The sequence below is a fragment of the Thioalkalivibrio sp. ALJ4 genome (genome assembly GCF_000377225.1).
Taxonomy (GTDB): domain Bacteria; phylum Pseudomonadota; class Gammaproteobacteria; order Ectothiorhodospirales; family Ectothiorhodospiraceae; genus Thioalkalivibrio.
Genome location: NZ_KB897918.1, coordinates 13,916 through 30,501, shown reverse-complemented (window position 1 = coordinate 30,501; position 16,586 = coordinate 13,916). Strand labels below are relative to the sequence as shown.

Below are 16,586 nucleotides of genomic sequence, written 5' to 3'. Positions count from 1 at the left end.
CAATCAGACTCGTTCGGTGTTCAGTGCGGGCAATGGCCGGGACAACCGGCGTCCCGCCATACGGGCCACCAAGTCTAGCAACCCCTGCCGGGCGTTGCCGTTTTCCTGACCCTTGATGACCCGATCCACGCGCGCGGCCTCGCCCAGCAGCCCGCGCGCCGCCGGCAGGCTCAGCCGCGACATCGCCTGGCGCAGGGCCTTCTGGCCGTCTCCGAAGCTGCCCTGAAAGGCCTCGCGATCCGGCGCCCCGGCCGCCTTGCGCTCCATCGCCTGCACCAGCAGCCGGCATTCGCGCGCCAGCGCCCAGAGGATCAGGGGCTCCGGCTGTCCCTCGTCCAGCAGCCCCTCCAGCATGCGCAGGGCATGTCGGGCATCGCCGCGCAGTGCGGTCGGGGCCAGGGCAAACAGCTCGAAGCGCGCGGCGTCGGTGGTGGCTTCGGCCAGCACGGCCTCGTCGATGTCGGTCACGCCCGCCAGCGCCAGCTTCTCGATCTCCTGGCGCGCGGCCAGCAGATTGCCCTCGATGCGCGAGACCAGCAGCGCCAGCGCCGGATCCGTGATCGTCAGGCCATGGCGCTGCAGGCGGGCGCGAACCCACGGACCCAGCTGGGATGGCGGGATCGGACGCGCGTGCAGCACCACCGCACGGTTCTCCAGCGCCTTGAACCAGGCTGCCCGGCGCATGTCCCGATCCGGCCGCGGGAGCTGCAACAGCAGCACGAGATCGTCCTGGGGATCGGCCGCATAGGCCTTCAGGTGATCGCCACCTACCTTGCCCGGCTTGCCAGTGGCCAGGCGCAGGTCCAGCACGCTGCGCTCGGCGAACAGGGACCGGTCGCGGATCGCGGACTCGAACGGCGCCCAGTCGGACTGCGCGGTCATGTCCAGCACGGTCCGTTCCAGATAGCCCTGGTCGCGGGCCGCCGCACGGATCGCATCGGCCGCCTCGATCGCCTGCAATGGCTCCTCGGCCAGCAGCAGGTAGATCGGCGCCACGCCGCGCGCCAGATCCTGTTCCAGGCGGGCGAGATCCTGGGCCATCAGTCGGTAGGTTCTCCAGTCATCGGCTGGTCATCCTCGAACTCGACATCCGTGCGCAACTGCCCGTCGGCTCCGATCACCGCCTGAATACGACGCTGCAGCTGGCTGACGATATCCCGGTTCATTGCCTCGCGCAGGGTCTCCTCGCGCTCGGAACGGCTGAGCACCGCCGAGCCGTCGAACAGATAGATCCGGCTTGCGTGCAACGTGCCCAGATCCACAGCCTCGCCGTCCACCGGGCGCAGGCGCACCTCCACCGACCGGATCAGTTCGTACTCCGCGACCCGTGCCGCGTCGGTCACCGACAGCGTGCGCCGACGGTCGCGCACGGAGCGCACATCCAGGGTGGCGCCCTGCCCCTCGGGGCGCTGATCGACCACCTCGACCCCGGCCGAGCCGAAGGCCACCGCCAGCTCGCGGTACAGGGAGTCCCGCGGATTCACGCCGGTGATCTGCACCGGGGCCAGGGCCTCCGGCCAGTCCATGCTGCCGCGCAGCTGGAAGCCGCAGGCGGCCACAGCAACCGCCAGCCATACGACCAGCACTGCGCGCAGCACCGCGGTCATTGCGGCTTCACCACGAAGTTCACCAGGCGACCGGGCACCACGATCACCTTCACCACGTTGTGTCCCTCAATGTGCCGCTGCACGTTCTCGTCGCCGCGCGCGGCGGCCTCGATCGCATCGCGGTCGGCACCGGCGGGGACCGCGATCTCGGCGCGGCGCTTGCCGTTCACCTGCACCGCCAGGGTCTCCTGCGCGGCCTGGCGCGCGGCCTCGTCGACCGTCGGCCAGGCGGTGGTCGCGACCAGCTCGTCATGGCCCAGCGCGCGCCACAGCATCTCGGTCACATGCGGGATGATCGGCGCCAGCATGCGCACGATGCCCTCCAGGGCCTCCTGGCGCACGGCCGCGGCCCGAGCCGCATCCTTCGGGAATTTTCCGAGATCGTTCAGCAGCTCCATGTTCGCGGCCACCGCCGTGTTGAAGGTCTGGCGCCGCCCGATGTCGTCAGTCACCTTGGCGATGGTGTCGTGCAGCTTGCGCCGCAGCTCGCGCCCGGCGTCGTCCAGCGCGTCCACATCCAGCGCACCCGGCGCATCGCCGTTCACGTGCTCGTGCACCGCCCGCCACAGGCGCTTGATGAAGCGCTGCGCGCCCTCGACGCCGGAGTCGGACCACTCCAGCGACAGGTCCGGCGGCGCGGCGAACATGGTGAACAGCCGCGCGGTGTCGGCACCGAAGCGCTCGATCAGCGCCTGCGGGTCCACGCCGTTGTTCTTCGACTTGGACATCTTCTCCATGCCGCCCACGACCACCGGCTGGCCGTCCTCGCGGTGGCGCGCGGCCTTCACGGCGCCGTCCTCCGCGCGTTCCAGCTCGACATCGGCCGGGTTGATCCAATCCTTCCCGCCATCCCCGCGTTCGCGGTAGAAGGTCGGCGCGATCACCATCCCCTGGGTCAGCAGCCGGGTGAACGGCTCGTCGGAGGCCAGCAGGCCCTCGTCGCGCAGCAGCTTGTGGAAGAAGCGCGCATACAGCAGATGCAGCACGGCATGCTCGATGCCGCCGACGTACTGATCCACCGGCAGCCAGTGGTCGGCTCGCGCATCCAGCATCGCGGTGTCGTTGTCGGCACAGGCGTAACGCGCGAAGTACCAGCTCGACTCGAAGAAGGTGTCGAAGGTATCGGTCTCGCGCCGCGCCGGCTTGCCGCATTCCGGGCAGGCCGTCTCGAAGAACTCTGGCATGCGCGCCAGGGGCGAGCCGGCGCCGTCCGGGATCACGTCCTCTGGCAAACGCACCGGCAGGTCGGCCTCCGGCACCGGGACCGCCCCGCAGGCCTCGCAGTGGATCACCGGGATCGGGCAGCCCCAGTAGCGCTGGCGCGAGATGCCCCAGTCGCGCAGGCGGTAGTTGCGCCGGCGCCGGCCCAGCCCGGCCTGTTCCAGGTGTTCGGCGATCGCGGCCTTGGCCGCCTCGGAGGCCTGCCCGTCGAAGTCGCCGGAGTTCACCAGCACGCCGGGATCGGTGAAGGCCGCGGCTTGTACGTCGCACTCGGCGCCGCCGGCCGGGGCGATCACCTGCCGGATCGGCAGCCCGTACTGCGTGGCGAACTCGTGGTCGCGTTCGTCGTGTGCCGGCACCGCCATCACTGCGCCGGTGCCGTATTCCATCAGCACGAAGTTGGCGACCCAGACCGGGACCTCCGCTCCGGTCAGCGGGTGGCGGGCGGTAAAGCCCAGCGACCGGCCCTTCTTCTCCATGGTCGCCAGATCGGCCTCGGCCACCCCGCCCTGCGCGCAGCCGGCGACGAACGCGGCCAGTTCGGCGTCATGTTCCGCCAGCGCCTGCACCCGCGGGTGCTCCGGGGCCAGCGCCATGTAGGAGACGCCGAACAGGGTGTCCGGGCGCGTGGTGTAGACGGTCAGCGGCTCGCCGCCGTCCACCGCGAATTCCAGCTCCACGCCCTCGGAACGCCCGATCCAGTTGCGCTGCATGGTGCGCACCTGGTCCGGCCAGCCGTCCAGCCCGTCCAGGGCCTCCAGCAGCTCGTCGGCGTAGTCGGTGATGCGCAGGAACCACTGCGGCATCTCGCGGCGCTCGACCAGCGCGCCGGAGCGCCAGCCGCGGCCCTCGATCACCTGCTCGTTGGCGAGCACGGTCTGGTCCACCGGGTCCCAGTTCACGGTCGCCTTCTTGCGGTAGACCAGGCCCTTCTTCAGCAGGCGCACAAACAGCCACTGTTCCCAGCGGTAGTAGTCGGCATCGCAGGTCGCGAACTCGCGCGACCAGTCATAGGCGAAGCCCAGGCGCTTGAGCTGGGTGCGCATCTGCTCGATGTTCTGGCGGGTCCAGGCGGCCGGCGGGACGTGGTTCTGCATCGCCGCGTTCTCTGCCGGCAGGCCGAAGGCATCCCAGCCCATCGGCTGCAGCACGCTCCTGCCCTGCATGCGCTGGAAGCGCGCGATCACGTCCCCGATGGTGTAGTTGCGCACATGCCCCATGTGCAGCTTGCCCGACGGGTAGGGGAACATGGACAGGCAGTAGAACGGCTCGCCGGGGGCGTCCTCGCGCGCGCGGAAGCAGTCGGCCTCCTCCCACTGGCGCTGTACCTGCGCCTCGATCACCTCCGGGGAATACTGCTCCTGCATGCGCCTCACCTGTGCCTTTATCGCGGGAAACAAAGAACTGCGCAGAATACCAGCCGCCCGTACCCCCTCCAAGCAAACGACGCTGACCGGGGCACCCGGGCAACCCGCCGGTTTTCGAGACGGGCTTCAAAAAATGACCGGAACCACTGCGCATCACGACAGACGGAATCAGTGAGCCCACGAAAAAGTCCCAAGGAGTTGAGGACATGAGTGAGGAAAAGGACGAAATCCCCGTTGTGAAGCGCGCCTATCCCGAAGACCTGGGCGAGGTCGAAAGAGAACACACACCCGAGACCGAAAGTCCCGCAATCCGCACAGTGGAGCCCGACCATCTCGGGACCTGGCTGGGCAAGGGCTGGCGAGACCTCTGGAAAACACCCGTGGCCCTGATACACGGCCTGGTCATCGCCATCGTCGGCCTGGTGCTGCTGGGAATGTCATGGAACCAGCCCTGGATGGCCTTTTCCTTCCTGGCCGGCTTCCTGTTCCTGGGGCCGGTGCTCGCCGTCGGCGTGAACTACCTGGCGATGGAACGCGAACAGGGCCATTCCACTGGCGCAGGCCTCGGCTGGCTTACCCACCTGGGGGGATCGGTCTGGGTATTCGCCCTGCTGCTGGCCCTGATCTTCGTTATCTGGGCGAGCTTCGTCTGGATGTGGGTCGCCGTGCTGAATATCGGCGAACTGGGTGTGACCGGGCAGTTGCATCACCTGGTGGGCACCATGCTGACCACCGGCTCCGGGATCATCTCCCTGATCGGGGTAGTCGTGGCCGCCGTGGTGTTCGGGCTCATAGTCTTCGTACTGAGCCTCGTCACCTTGCCCGCCATGATCGATCACCGCGCCCGCGAGGAGGCCCCGCAGACCACGCTGGTCGACGCGATCGGGATGAGCCTGAAGGCCTTCAACCACAACCGGGGCACGCTGATCCTGTGGGGGCTGATCATTACCACCCTGTTCATGATCTCGGTGGCCACGGCCTTGCTGGCACTGATCGTGATCTTCCCGTGGCTCGGCTTTGCGATGTGGCACGGCTACCGGGATCTGGTCGAAACTGCGTAAAAAGGCTCTAATCCTGGGGAGGGGGGCAACCGCCCCTCCCCAACAATCGACGGAGGAATCGATGAGCGAAGAACGCAGGGACGAGGAACGCGAGAACCGACTGAGCAGCGCCTACCACCGGATGCTGCACGAGGTCACCGAAGATCTCGAAAAACTGGAGGACAAGACCAGCAAGGCGATCACCGAGACACTGGAAAACGCCCGCGACCGCGTACAGAAGGCCAGCGACCTCACGCGCGAGGAGGCCCACGAGGTCATGGACTATCTGCGCCGCGACCTGCAGGACCTGGGGGCTTACCTGGACAGCCGCAGCGAGGACTGGCGCGGCTGGCTGCGGATCGACCTCGGGCTGATCGAGGCCAGTGTTCTCAATGCGCTGGAGCGCATCGCCGACAGGACTCGCATCGAGATCACCGAGCTGACCGCCCGCGCCCAGGTGATGGGCGAATGGCACACCGGCGAGATCACTGGCCCCGGCGAGCTGTTGTGCAAGAAATGCGGCCATGCACTGCACATGACCAAGGTCGCGCGCATTCCGCCCTGCTCCAACTGCCATAACACGACCTTCCGCCGTGGCCCGGGCGCCAGCGAGACCGCAGAGGCCTAGGAGCCGATCAGTCCCAGGTCCGACAGGCTCATAGTCCAGCGGAAACGTCAGACCGACTGTGACCGGGTGCGGCGACCCACCGCCGCACCCAGCACCACCAGTACCAGCGCAGCCAGCACCGCCGGGCCCTCGCCCAGCGCGGCGGCGGGGGTCAGCCCGGTGCGCGGCTCCAGCGTCCCACGGACCACCTCGCGGGTAAACAGACCCGAGCGTTCCAGGATACGGCCATCGGCATCGATCAGCGCCGAGATGCCCGTGTTGGTCGAACGCACCATCGGGCGCCCGGTCTCCACCGCGCGCACCCGGGCAATCTGCAGGTGCTGGGCCGGGGCCAGGCTGTCGCCGAACCAGGCGTCGTTGGAGACGTTGACCAGGAATCCGGCCTCCGGCAGTGCCGCGCGAATGTGACGGGAATAGGCGGACTCGTAGCAAATACTGACCCCGGCGGTCGTCCCGGCCATCTCCATGCGGCCATCGCCCCTGCCCGGGGAGAGGTCCGACATCGGGATCTGCAGCAGCCGGTCCAGCCAGGCCAGGCGATCGCGCAGCGGGATGTACTCGCCAAAGGGCACCAGCTGGCGCTTGTTGTAGCCCACGCCACTGCCGACATGCACCACCGAGTTGAAGACATCCCGCCCCTCGGCCTCGTAATCGAAGATACCGACCACCAGCTCGCCACCGGCCTCGGCGAGCTCGCTCGCAATGCCTTCCAGAGGACGGTGAACCTCGGTATAGAACGCCGGTATCGCGGTCTCCGGCCAGACGATCAACGCATCCCCGACGGCCTCGCGGGTCAACTCCTGATAGATATCCAGCGAATACTCGATCCCGTCCGGGGCCCATTTGCGGGCCTGGTCGATGTTGCCCTGCACCATCGCGACCGGGATCTCCTCGCCGGTGGGCTCCACCCAGCGCACGAGCCCCAGTGCCAGCGATGCGATCACCACCGTGACGGCCAGCCCTGCTCCCAGCCAGCGCTTCCCCGGCAGAAATACACTGACCACGGCCACCGCGAGCAACGCGACCATCAGCCCGGCGCCCAGCTCCCCGGCCAGGGGCAGCCAGCCCTGCAGTGGGGTGTCCAGCACCGTGTGCCCGAACAGCAGCCAGGGGAAGCCCGAGAACAGCCAGGACCGGGCCAGTTCCATCAGCACCACACCCCCGGCCAGGGCCAGCAGCCCGGCTGGTCGCGTCAGCGGCAGAAAACGGGCGGCCAGCCCCGCGAGCAGGGCCGGATAAAGGGCCATCATCAGTACGAAGAGCACGGTGATGAACGAGGCCACCACCAGGGGGGCCTGCCCGAATACCAGCAGGCTGTTGAAGATCCAGGTCACGCCGGCCCCGAAGAACCCGAGCCCGAAGGCATAGCCGGTCCAGGCGGCCTGCCGCGGCGGTGCGTCGATCAGCAGGCCAAACCAGACGGCCAGCCCCAGGGGCGCGGCCAGGAACCAGCCGACCGGGGCAAAGGCGAGGGTCGCCCCCGCCCCTGAGACCAGGGCCAGCACTGTGATGGCCCAGGCAGGCAGACGCTCGGCCAGTGGCTGCATCAGGCCCCCTTGTGCTCGCCGCTGTCGGTCGGCTGGCCCTCGAAGGTCTGGCCAGAGTCATCCGAGACCGGGATCACGTCGGGCTCCGGCAGGCGCATCTCCAGCAGATGCAGGCGGCGGTTGTCCGCGCGCAGCACACGAAAGCGCATCCCGTCGATCACAATCTGCTCACCACGTCGCGGCACATGGCCGAAGTGCGACAGCACCAGTCCGCCGATGGTGTCGAAGTCGTCCTCGCTGTAGGCGGTCTGGAAGTAGGCGTTGAACTCCTCCATCGGCGTCAGCGCCTTGATGGTGTAGCGCCCGCCGGGGTGCTGCATGATCTGGGTCAGGTAGTCCTCGACATCGTGCTCGTCCTCGATCTCGCCGACGATCTGCTCCAGCACGTCCTCGATGGTCACCAGCCCGGCCACGCCACCGTACTCGTCCACCACGATCGCCATGTGGTTGCGGCTCAGGCGGAACTCCTTCAGCAGCACGTTCAGGCGCTTGCTCTCCGGCACAAACACCGCCGGGCGCAGGATCTCCTGCATGTCGAAGGCGGCATCGTCGGGCTCGCCGAAAAAGCGCAGCAGGTCCTTGGCCAGCAGGACACCGACGACCTCGTCGCGGTGGTCCCCGACCACCGGCAGGCGCGAGTGCGCGGAGGCGACCACGTCCGGCAGGAACTCGGACAGGCGCGCGTCGCGGCGGACGACCTCCATCTGCGCACGCGGGATCATGATGTCGCGCACCTGCATGTCGGCCACGTTGAGCACGCCCTCGAGCATGGTCAGGGCCTCGGGGTCGACCAGCTCGCGACCGTGCGCATCGCGCAGCGTCTCGATCAATTCGGGGCGGGTGGCAGGATCGCGGCGCGGCCACAGGCGCGTCTTCGCGCGCTCCAGCCAGCGCCGCCAGGTAGGTTGCTCGTCGGGTACGGGTTCAGGCATTGGGGACGGTTCCGGTGGCGGGCGCGCTTGGGTCACGGGCCGGAGAGCCGGTCTGATAGGGGTCGGGATAGCCTAACCCGGCCAGGATCGAGCGCTCAACGGCCTCCATCGCCTCGGCCTCGCCGGGTTCCTGGTGATCCATGCCCTGCAGATGCAGCAGGCCATGCACCACCATGTGATTGTAATGGGCCCGCAGGGACTTGCCCTGCTCGGCCGCCTCGCGCGCCAGCACCGGCGCACAGAGCACGATATCGCCGAGATAGTGCGGCTCGCCCGCCGCCATCGCGGGCAGATCGGGGGCGGGGAAGGACAATACGTTGGTGGCGTAGGCACGCCCGCGAAAGCCCCGGTTCAGTTCCAGGCCTTCGTCGGCATCCACCACGCGCAGGGTTACGCGGGCCCGGCCGGCCCCGCGCCATGCGGCGCGCGCGGCCCGGTGCAGGGTAACGGCGGACGGGATCCCCCGACGCGGCAGGGCATACTGGACCACGACCTCAAGCGTCGCCATCGCCTCGGGGTCCGCCCTCCTGTGCCGCGTCATCCTCGTGTGCGTCGTAGGCCTCGACGATGCGCTGCACCAGCGGGTGGCGCACCACATCGCCCGCCTGGAACCGCGTAATGCTCACACCCTCCACGCCCTGCAGAATCTGCATCGCGTGCTTCAGGCCCGAACGCTGGCCGCGCGGCAGATCCACCTGGGTGATATCGCCATTGACGACCGCCGTGGAACCAAAGCCGATCCGGGTGAGGAACATCTTCATCTGCTCGACGGTGGTGTTCTGTGCCTCGTCGAGGATGATGAAGGCCTCGTTCAGCGTGCGCCCGCGCATGTAGGCCAGCGGGGCCACCTCGATCACCTGGCGCTCCATCAGACGCGCGGTCTGGTCGAAGCCCATCAGTTCATACAGGGCGTCGTACATCGGGCGCAGGTAGGGGTCGATCTTCTGCGCGAGATCGCCAGGCAGGAAACCCAGGCGCTCGCCCGCCTCCACCGCCGGACGCACTAGCACCAGGCGCTGCACGCGGTCCTGCTCCAGCGCCGCGACAGCGGCGGCCACCGCGAGAAAGGTCTTGCCGGTCCCGGCGGGCCCAATCCCGAAGCTCAGGTCATGCTGCTGGATCGAGGCCAGGTAGCGGCTCTGGCGCGGACCACGGCCCCGGATCACCGCGCGCTTCAGACGCAAGGCGGGATCGGCGGCGGCCGGCTCGGCCTCCGCCAACCCTTCCATGTGCGCGGTCTGCAGTGCCGTATGCACCTGCTCCAGGCTGACCGGTTCCTCCTGCGCCATGCGGTGGAGGTCGTGAATCAGCGCGCCGGCGGCCTGTACCGCGGCCTTCGGCCCGGTCAGGTTGAAGCGCGGCCCGCGATTGTGCACGGCTACGCCCAGGCGCGACTCGATCAGGCGCAGATGGGCATCCAGCGGACCGGACAGACGCGCCAGCGTCTCCTGGTCCCCCGGCTCCAGGGTGAAATCCAGACGGTTACTCATCAATCAGGCGCCGACGGCGGCGGGCATCGCCCGCTCGACCGCACGGCCGCGCAGGGAATGCGCCAGGGCCTCGGTGATCTCGACCGGGATCATCTGTCCGATCAGGCTGGGGTCGCCCGCGAAGTTCACGATGCGGTTGTTTGCCGTGCGCCCGGCCAGTTCGCCCGGATTGCGCTTGGCCGGGCCCTCGACCAGGACCGACTCGATGTTGCCGACCATGGCCTGGTTGCGTTCGCGCCCGTGCTGTTCGATCAGGGCCTGCAGCTCGGCCAGGCGGGCCTTCTTGGTAGCCAGCGGCACGTCGTCCGGCAGCGAGGCCGCCGGCGTGCCCGGGCGGGCGCTGTAGATGAAGCTGAAGGAGAAATCGAAGTGCAGCTCCTCGATCAGCTTCATGGTCGCCGCGTGGTCGGCGTCCGTCTCGCCGGGGAAGCCGACGATGAAGTCGGAGGACAGGTCCAGGTCCGGGCGCGCCTCGCGCAGGCGGCGGATCTTGGACTTGTATTCCAGGATCGTGTGGCCGCGCTTCATCTGCGCCAGGATGCGGTCGGAGCCGCTCTGTACCGGCAGGTGCAGGTGGCTGACCAGCTTCGGCTCGTCGGCATAGGCCTGGATCAGCGAATCGGAGAATTCCACCGGGTGCGAGGTGGTAAAGCGGATGCGCTCGATCCCGTCCACCGCGGCGACGTAGTGGATCAGCAGCGCGAGGTCGGCCGTGTCACCGTCCTCCATCGGCCCGCGGTAGGCATTCACATTCTGCCCCAGCAGGTTGATCTCCTTGACCCCCTGCCCGGCCAGCGCCACGACCTCGGCGATCACGTCGTCGAACGGCCGGCTGATCTCGTCACCGCGGGTATAGGGCACCACGCAGAAGCTGCAGTACTTGGAACAGCCCTCCATCACCGAGACGAACGCGGTCGGGCCATCGGCCTTCGGCTCGGGCAGGCGGTCGAACTTTTCGATCTCGGGGAAGGAGATGTCCACCACCGGCGCCCGCTCGCGGCGCACCGACTGGATCATCGCCGGCAGGCGGTGCAGGGTCTGCGGCCCGAACACCAGATCCACGTAGGGCGCGCGCGCGCGCAGGGCGTCGCCCTCCTGGCTGGCGACACAGCCGCCAACCCCGATGATCACCTCCGGTCGGCGCTCCTTGATCTGGCGCCAGCGCCCCAGCAGCGAGAACACCTTCTCCTGTGCCTTCTCGCGGATGGAGCAGGTGTTCATCAGCAGGAGATCGGCCTGCTCGGGGTCATCGGTACGCTCCGCCCCGTGCAGCTCGCGCAGCGCGTCGAGCATGCGGTCGGAGTCGTACTCGTTCATCTGACACCCGTGCGTCTGGATGTAGACCTTGCGGATCATGCGTGCGTACTTGTGTTGGTGGACGTCGGGGACATCCCTTTAGAACGGGACGTCGTCGTCATCGAAGGCGCCACCGGAGACCGGGGCGCTGCTGCGGTTGCCGCCCTGCTGGCCGCCACCGCCATAGGCATTGCCGCCGCCATAGCCCGGGTCCTGGTCGAACCCGCCGCCACCGCCACCACCACGACCGCCGATCAACTGCATGTCGTTGGCGACCACCTCGGTGCTGTAGCGGTCATTGCCGGACTGGTCCTGCCACTTGCGGGTCTGGATCTTGCCCTCGATATAGACCTGCGAGCCCTTGGACAGGTACTGCGCGGCGATGTCGGCCAGACGCCCGAACATCACCACCCGGTGCCATTCGGTGTTCTCGCGCTTCTCGCCGGAGTTCTTGTCGGTCCACTGCTCCGAGGTCGCCAGCCGCAGATTGGTAACCGTAACCCCATTGGGGGTCTCGCGCTTTTCCGGATCGGCTCCGAGATTACCGAGCAGGATGACTTTGTTGACGCCGCGGGCCATGGGAACTCCTTAGTGTCTGACGCCTTGTGCAGGGCGCGGGAAACGAACCGTTAAGGAAACACTGATCAATGTACACGCTCGCGTTGGTACCCCAGGTTTTCCGAGACAAGGCGCGTCGTGCAGCGGGTAGTGGTTCTACCCGCAAGCGGCGCAACGCAGGATCGGGGAACCTGGGGTGCCAACCCCGAAGGGGCTCGGCCGCCCGTTGTAATCAAAAACTGGCATGCGCACGGCGTTGCGGCTCCCTTGTGCAGAATGACTGCACGGCAGTCGCTGCGCCTTGTTCGCACGCAAAAGCGACTCGAGCGCGAGCGCGTACATTGGTCAGTGTTTCCTTAATTGTAGCAGGGCGCCCGCGAGCCGGCAGCGCCCGTTTGCGGTATTGCCTCAAACGCCGATGGCACCGCTCACCCGCCGCGCGCGGCCACCCCATCGGGGGGCTGCGCCAGCCAGGCCACCAGGGCCTCCGTATCCGGCCCGCCGGGATCGACCTTGAGGTACAGCGACCGCGCATCGGGCGACAGCGCCACCTCCACGATGCCGGGCCAGCCCGCCAGCGCGAAGCGCAGCTCGGCCTCGCGCCCCGCCCAGTGGGCGGGAATCCCCAGTACACGGTTGGATCGATAGCGTGGCTGCATGCGCCAGGCGACCACAAACCAGATCAACAGCAGGGGGACGGAGGCAAGAAAGACGCCGGCGGGCCCCGTAAGGGTCAGCACGCCACCCCCGACCAGCCCCCCGGCGAAGATTCCCAGGAACTGCGCCGTGGCAAAGCCGCCCATGGCCGTCCCCTTGTGCGCGACCGGCGCCTCCCGCGCGACCAGGGACGGCAGCCCGGCCTCCAGCAGATTGAAGGCGGCGAAAAACGCCACCATCAGACCCACAAAAAGCCACATACCCATGCCATTGAAGAGGACCAGCGCCAGCAGGAGCTGGACCAGCACGAGCAGGGCAATCGCACCGCGCATCACCGTATGCACCCGTCGGCGGCGCTCGCCCAGGATGATCCCCGGCAGCATCAGGGCAAAGCCCGCCAGCAGCACCGGGACATAAAAGCGCCAGTGCTCGGCGCCGGCCAGCCCCAGGTACTCGACCAGCAGCAGCGGGATCACGAGGAAATTGGCCGCCAGCACCAGGTGCAGCACGAAGATGCCGAGATTCAGGCGCAGCAGCTCCGGTTCGCGCAGCACCTGCGGCAGCGCGGACCACATGGGGACCATGTCCGGGTGCTGCCGCGAGCGCTCCGGGTTGGGCACCCAGAACAGCAGGATCACGATCGCCAGCACCCCGAGCAATGCGGACAGGCCGAAGACCCCGCTCAACCCGGCCGCGCGATCGACGACCGGCCCCAGCGCCATCGAGGCGGTAAAGGTCAGCCCGATGGTCAGTCCGATCACCGCGAGTGCGCGCATACGTCGCTCCTCGCCCACCAGATCGGCGGTCAGCGCGAGGATCACCGCGGCCACCGCCCCGGCGCCCTGCAGCGCCCGCCCCAGGATCACCCCGTGCACGGTCTCCGCCAGGGCCGCGACCAGACTCCCGAGCACGAAGAGCACGAGCCCGCCGAGGATCAGTGGCTTGCGGCCCAGCCGGTCGGACAACAGACCAAACGGGATCTGCAGCAGGGCCTGGGTCAGGCCGTAGATCCCCAGCGCCAGCCCCATCAGGAGCGGGGTCGCACCCGCGAGCGCGTCCAGGTGCAGCATGAACACCGGCAGCACCATGAACAGGCCGGCCATGCGCACGCCATAGATGGCCGCGAGCCCGGAGGTCGCGCGCAGCTCGCGGGGCGTCATGCCGGTGGAATCCGCAGGGAAGGACGGGCTGTCATGCGTGCCGAGTTTACCGGCAACAACGCCACGGAAACCATGGCGGCGATCGCCGCAGTGTTACCATGAGCGGTTTGCGCCTCAGGGCAGTCTGCCGGGCGCATCTTGCACAACCAGGTGGAGTCGATACCGATCCATGGACAGCATCAGCATCCGCGGGGCCCGCACCCACAACCTGAAGAACATCGATCTCGACCTGCCGCGCGACCGGCTGATCGTGATCACGGGCGTGTCCGGCTCCGGCAAGTCGTCGCTGGCCTTCGACACCCTGTTTGCCGAGGGGCAACGCCGCTACGTAGAGAGCCTGTCCACCTACGCCCGCCAGTTCCTGTCGATGATGGAAAAGCCGGACGTGGACCAGATCGAGGGCCTGTCGCCGGCGATCTCCATCGAACAGAAGAGCACCTCGCACAACCCGCGCTCCACGGTCGGCACCATCACCGAGATCTACGACTACCTGCGCCTCCTGTTCGCGCGCGCCGGCGAGCCGCGCTGCCCGGAACACGGCGAGACCCTGGCCGCCCAGACCATCTCGCAGATGGTGGATCAGGTGCTGGATCTGCCCGAGGGCGAGAAGGTGATGCTGCTGGCCCCGATCGTGCGCGGACGCAAGGGCGAGCACCACAAGCTGCTGGAGTCCATGCGCGCCCAGGGCTACCTGCGCGCCCGCATCAATGGCGAGATCCACGACCTCGATGCCCTGCCCGCGCTGGACGCCAAGCGCAAGCACAACATCGAGATCGTGATCGACCGTTTCAAGGTCCGCGAGGACCTGCGCCAGCGCCTGGCCGAGTCCTTCGAGACGGCGACCGAGCTGGCCGACGGGCTGGCGCTGATCGCCTGGATGGACGAGCCCGAACGCGAGCCCATGATTTTTTCCGCGCGCTATGCCTGCCCCGTCTGCGGCTATGCGCTGCGCGAGCTGGAGCCCCGGCTGTTCTCGTTCAACAACCCGGCCGGCGCCTGCCCCACCTGTGATGGCCTCGGCGTGCGCCAGTACTTCGACCCGGAGCGGGTGGTCTCGCAACCCGAACTGAGTCTGGCTGGCGGGGCGGTGCGTGGCTGGGACCGGCGCAATGCCTGGTACTTCAGTCTGCTGAACAGCCTGGCCCGGCATTACGGCTTTGACGTCGAGAGCCCCTGGCAGGAACTGCCGGCCGAGGTCCGCGCCGTGGTGCTGCACGGCTCCGGCAAGGAGAAGGTCAAGCTGTCGACCCCGGCCGCGAATGGCCGCCTGCGCACGGACGAGCGCGTGTTCGAAGGGGTGATCCCGAACCTGGAACGGCGCTACCGCGAGACCGACTCCGCAGCCGTACGCGAGGAGCTGGGGCGCTATCTGGCCGAACAGGCCTGCCCCGAGTGCCACGGCACGCGCCTGAACTCCGCGGCGCGCCACGTGTTCGTCAGCGACCTCACGCTGCCCGAGGTCACGCACATGAGCGTGGCCGATGCCCGGGCCTTCTTCGGCGAGCTGCGCCTGCCGGGACGCTTCGCCCAGATCGCAGAGAAGATCGTGCGCGAGATCGGCGCGCGCCTGGGATTCCTGAACGATGTCGGGCTCGACTATCTGACCCTGGATCGCTCCGCCGACACGCTGTCGGGCGGCGAGGCCCAGCGTATCCGGCTGGCGTCACAGATCGGGTCGGCCCTGGTGGGGGTAATGTACATCCTCGACGAGCCGTCGATCGGCCTGCACCAGCGCGACAACGAGCGCCTGCTGAAGACGCTTTGTCACCTGCGGGATCTCGGCAACACGGTGGTGGTCGTCGAGCACGACGAGGATGCGATCCGTGCCGCCGATCATGTGGTCGATATCGGCCCCGGTGCGGGCCGTCATGGTGGAAAAATCGTCGCCGCCGGCACCCCCGACGAGGTGGCCCGCACACCGGATTCACTGACTGGGGCCTATCTCACCGGGACACGCGCGATCGCCGTCCCGGAGGAGCGCACCGAACCGGACCCCGAGCGCGAGATCCGCGTGATCGGCGCGCGCGGAAACAACCTGAAGGGCGGCGATTTCGCGTTTCCCACGGGCCTGCTGACCTGCGTCACCGGGGTCTCCGGCTCCGGCAAGTCGACGCTGGTCAACAATACGCTCTACCCGGCCGTCGCCGTGGCCCTGCATGGCGGGCGCCACACGATCGCGCCGCACGAGCGCATCGACGGCCTCGAGCTAATCGACAAGGTCGTCGACATCGACCAGAGCCCGATCGGCCGCACCCCGCGCTCGAACCCCGCGACCTACACCGGCCTGTTCACGCCGATCCGCGAGCTGTTTGCCGCCACCGCCGAGGCCCGCTCGCGCGGCTACAAGCCCGGTCGCTTCTCGTTCAACGTGCGCGGCGGCCGCTGCGAGGCTTGCCAGGGCGACGGCGTGATCAAGGTGGAGATGCACTTCCTGCCGGATGTCTTCGTTCCCTGCGACGTCTGCAAGGGCAAGCGCTACAACCGCGAGACCCTGGAGGTCCGCTACAAGGGCAAGAGCATCCACGAGGTACTGGAGATGACGGTCGAGGAGGCCCTGGAGTTCTTCCAGCCCGTCCCGGTGATCCATCGCAAGCTCGAGATGCTGATGGAGGTCGGACTGTCCTACATCCAGCTCGGCCAGAACGCCACCACCCTGTCCGGTGGCGAGGCACAGCGCATCAAGCTGGCGCGCGAGCTGTCCAAACGCGATACCGGCCGCACCCTGTACATCCTCGACGAGCCCACCACCGGCCTGCATTTCGAGGACATCGCCCAGCTCCTGCGAGTACTCCACCGCCTGCGCGACCACGGCAATACGATCGTCGTGATCGAGCACAACCTCGATGTGATCAAGACTGCCGACTGGCTGATCGACATCGGACCAGAGGGCGGTAGCGGCGGTGGCGAGCTGTTGGTGGCCGGCACCCCCGAGGCGGTCGCCAGCACCCCGCGCAGCCACACAGGCCGCTTTCTGGCGCCCTTGCTCGATACACGCCAGAATCGAGTCGCATCCGCCTGATACTTCGCCGGGGGAGTTTGCCTTCCCCCAGACGCAAAAAAGCCGGCCCAAGAGGCCGGCTTTT

At 68.0% G+C, this 16,586-nt stretch carries 13 protein-coding genes; 3 read left to right on the top strand and 10 right to left on the bottom strand.

Annotated elements, in window-relative coordinates; translation table 11 throughout:
• Positions 1 to 3: 3 nt before the first annotated feature.
• From holA to leuS, 3 genes are read right to left on the bottom strand one after another with little or no spacing between them, the layout of a single operon-like run.
• Entirely contained in the window at positions 4 to 1,041 is a 1,038-nt protein-coding gene (holA, locus tag C936_RS0106335; RefSeq protein WP_018138178.1) for a DNA polymerase III subunit delta, read from the bottom strand.
• The gene (gene lptE, locus C936_RS0106330; protein ID WP_018138179.1) at positions 1,041 to 1,607 is read right to left on the bottom strand and encodes an LPS assembly lipoprotein LptE; all 567 of its coding nucleotides are present in this window, start codon (positions 1,605 to 1,607) and stop codon (positions 1,041 to 1,043) included. The genes holA and lptE overlap by 1 nt, the downstream gene beginning before the upstream one ends.
• The gene (gene leuS, locus C936_RS0106325) at positions 1,604 to 4,195 is read right to left on the bottom strand and encodes a leucine--tRNA ligase (protein WP_018649092.1); all 2,592 of its coding nucleotides are present in this window, start codon (positions 4,193 to 4,195) and stop codon (positions 1,604 to 1,606) included. Before leuS ends, lptE begins: the two co-directional genes overlap by 4 nt.
• A 206-nt stretch (positions 4,196 to 4,401) precedes the next feature.
• Between leuS and C936_RS0106320 the strand changes: the two genes are divergently transcribed.
• A complete protein-coding gene (locus C936_RS0106320) occupies positions 4,402 to 5,256 on the top strand; it encodes a DUF2189 domain-containing protein (RefSeq protein ID WP_018174535.1) in 855 nt (284 codons plus the stop codon).
• A gap of 61 nt (positions 5,257 to 5,317) precedes the next feature.
• On the top strand, positions 5,318 to 5,863 hold the full coding sequence (locus tag C936_RS0106315; RefSeq protein ID WP_018138182.1) for a zinc ribbon-containing protein: 546 nt from the start codon (positions 5,318 to 5,320) through the stop codon (positions 5,861 to 5,863).
• A gap of 47 nt (positions 5,864 to 5,910) precedes the next feature.
• Here C936_RS0106315 and lnt read toward each other — a convergent pair whose 3' ends face one another.
• From lnt to C936_RS0106280, 7 genes are all read right to left on the bottom strand, one after another.
• Entirely contained in the window at positions 5,911 to 7,410 is a 1,500-nt protein-coding gene (lnt, locus tag C936_RS0106310; protein WP_018138183.1) for an apolipoprotein N-acyltransferase, read from the bottom strand.
• A complete protein-coding gene (locus tag C936_RS0106305; protein ID WP_018138184.1) occupies positions 7,410 to 8,342 on the bottom strand; it encodes an HlyC/CorC family transporter in 933 nt (310 codons plus the stop codon). The genes lnt and C936_RS0106305 overlap by 1 nt, the downstream gene beginning before the upstream one ends.
• Entirely contained in the window at positions 8,335 to 8,850 is a 516-nt protein-coding gene (gene ybeY, locus C936_RS0106300) for an rRNA maturation RNase YbeY (protein ID WP_018138185.1), read from the bottom strand. Before ybeY ends, C936_RS0106305 begins: the two co-directional genes overlap by 8 nt.
• Complete coding sequence (locus C936_RS0106295; protein WP_018138186.1) at positions 8,837 to 9,832, bottom strand: PhoH family protein; 996 nt, start codon at positions 9,830 to 9,832, stop codon at positions 8,837 to 8,839. Before C936_RS0106295 ends, ybeY begins: the two co-directional genes overlap by 14 nt.
• A 3-nt stretch (positions 9,833 to 9,835) precedes the next feature.
• On the bottom strand, positions 9,836 to 11,188 hold the full coding sequence (gene miaB, locus C936_RS0106290) for a tRNA (N6-isopentenyl adenosine(37)-C2)-methylthiotransferase MiaB (protein ID WP_018174533.1): 1,353 nt from the start codon (positions 11,186 to 11,188) through the stop codon (positions 9,836 to 9,838).
• A 39-nt stretch (positions 11,189 to 11,227) separates the two neighbouring features.
• On the bottom strand, positions 11,228 to 11,707 hold the full coding sequence (ssb, locus tag C936_RS0106285) for a single-stranded DNA-binding protein (RefSeq protein WP_018138188.1): 480 nt from the start codon (positions 11,705 to 11,707) through the stop codon (positions 11,228 to 11,230).
• 407 nt (positions 11,708 to 12,114) lie between these two features.
• A complete protein-coding gene (locus C936_RS0106280; RefSeq protein WP_018174532.1) occupies positions 12,115 to 13,503 on the bottom strand; it encodes an MFS transporter in 1,389 nt (462 codons plus the stop codon).
• Between the two features lie 169 nt (positions 13,504 to 13,672).
• On the opposite strand from C936_RS0106280, the gene uvrA reads away from it, so the two are divergent.
• On the top strand, positions 13,673 to 16,522 hold the full coding sequence (gene uvrA / locus C936_RS0106275; RefSeq protein WP_018174531.1) for an excinuclease ABC subunit UvrA: 2,850 nt from the start codon (positions 13,673 to 13,675) through the stop codon (positions 16,520 to 16,522).
• The last annotated feature ends 64 nt before the right edge of the window (positions 16,523 to 16,586 follow it).

Bases quoted from the DNA above. Each gene is read 5' to 3' on its own strand.
- holA (WP_018138178.1), bottom strand. From the start codon at position 1,041: ATGGCCCAGGATCTCGCCCGCCTGGAACAGGATCTGGCGCGCGGCGTG.
- lptE (WP_018138179.1), bottom strand. From the start codon at position 1,607: ATGACCGCGGTGCTGCGCGCAGTGCTGGTCGTATGGCTGGCGGTTGCT.
- leuS (WP_018649092.1), bottom strand. From the start codon at position 4,195: ATGCAGGAGCAGTATTCCCCGGAGGTGATCGAGGCGCAGGTACAGCGC.
- C936_RS0106320 (WP_018174535.1), top strand. From the start codon at position 4,402: ATGAGTGAGGAAAAGGACGAAATCCCCGTTGTGAAGCGCGCCTATCCC.
- C936_RS0106315 (WP_018138182.1), top strand. From the start codon at position 5,318: ATGAGCGAAGAACGCAGGGACGAGGAACGCGAGAACCGACTGAGCAGC.
- lnt (WP_018138183.1), bottom strand. From the start codon at position 7,410: ATGCAGCCACTGGCCGAGCGTCTGCCTGCCTGGGCCATCACAGTGCTG.
- C936_RS0106305 (WP_018138184.1), bottom strand. From the start codon at position 8,342: ATGCCTGAACCCGTACCCGACGAGCAACCTACCTGGCGGCGCTGGCTG.
- ybeY (WP_018138185.1), bottom strand. From the start codon at position 8,850: ATGGCGACGCTTGAGGTCGTGGTCCAGTATGCCCTGCCGCGTCGGGGG.
- C936_RS0106295 (WP_018138186.1), bottom strand. From the start codon at position 9,832: ATGAGTAACCGTCTGGATTTCACCCTGGAGCCGGGGGACCAGGAGACG.
- miaB (WP_018174533.1), bottom strand. From the start codon at position 11,188: ATGATCCGCAAGGTCTACATCCAGACGCACGGGTGTCAGATGAACGAG.
- ssb (WP_018138188.1), bottom strand. From the start codon at position 11,707: ATGGCCCGCGGCGTCAACAAAGTCATCCTGCTCGGTAATCTCGGAGCC.
- C936_RS0106280 (WP_018174532.1), bottom strand. From the start codon at position 13,503: ATGACGCCCCGCGAGCTGCGCGCGACCTCCGGGCTCGCGGCCATCTAT.
- uvrA (WP_018174531.1), top strand. From the start codon at position 13,673: ATGGACAGCATCAGCATCCGCGGGGCCCGCACCCACAACCTGAAGAAC.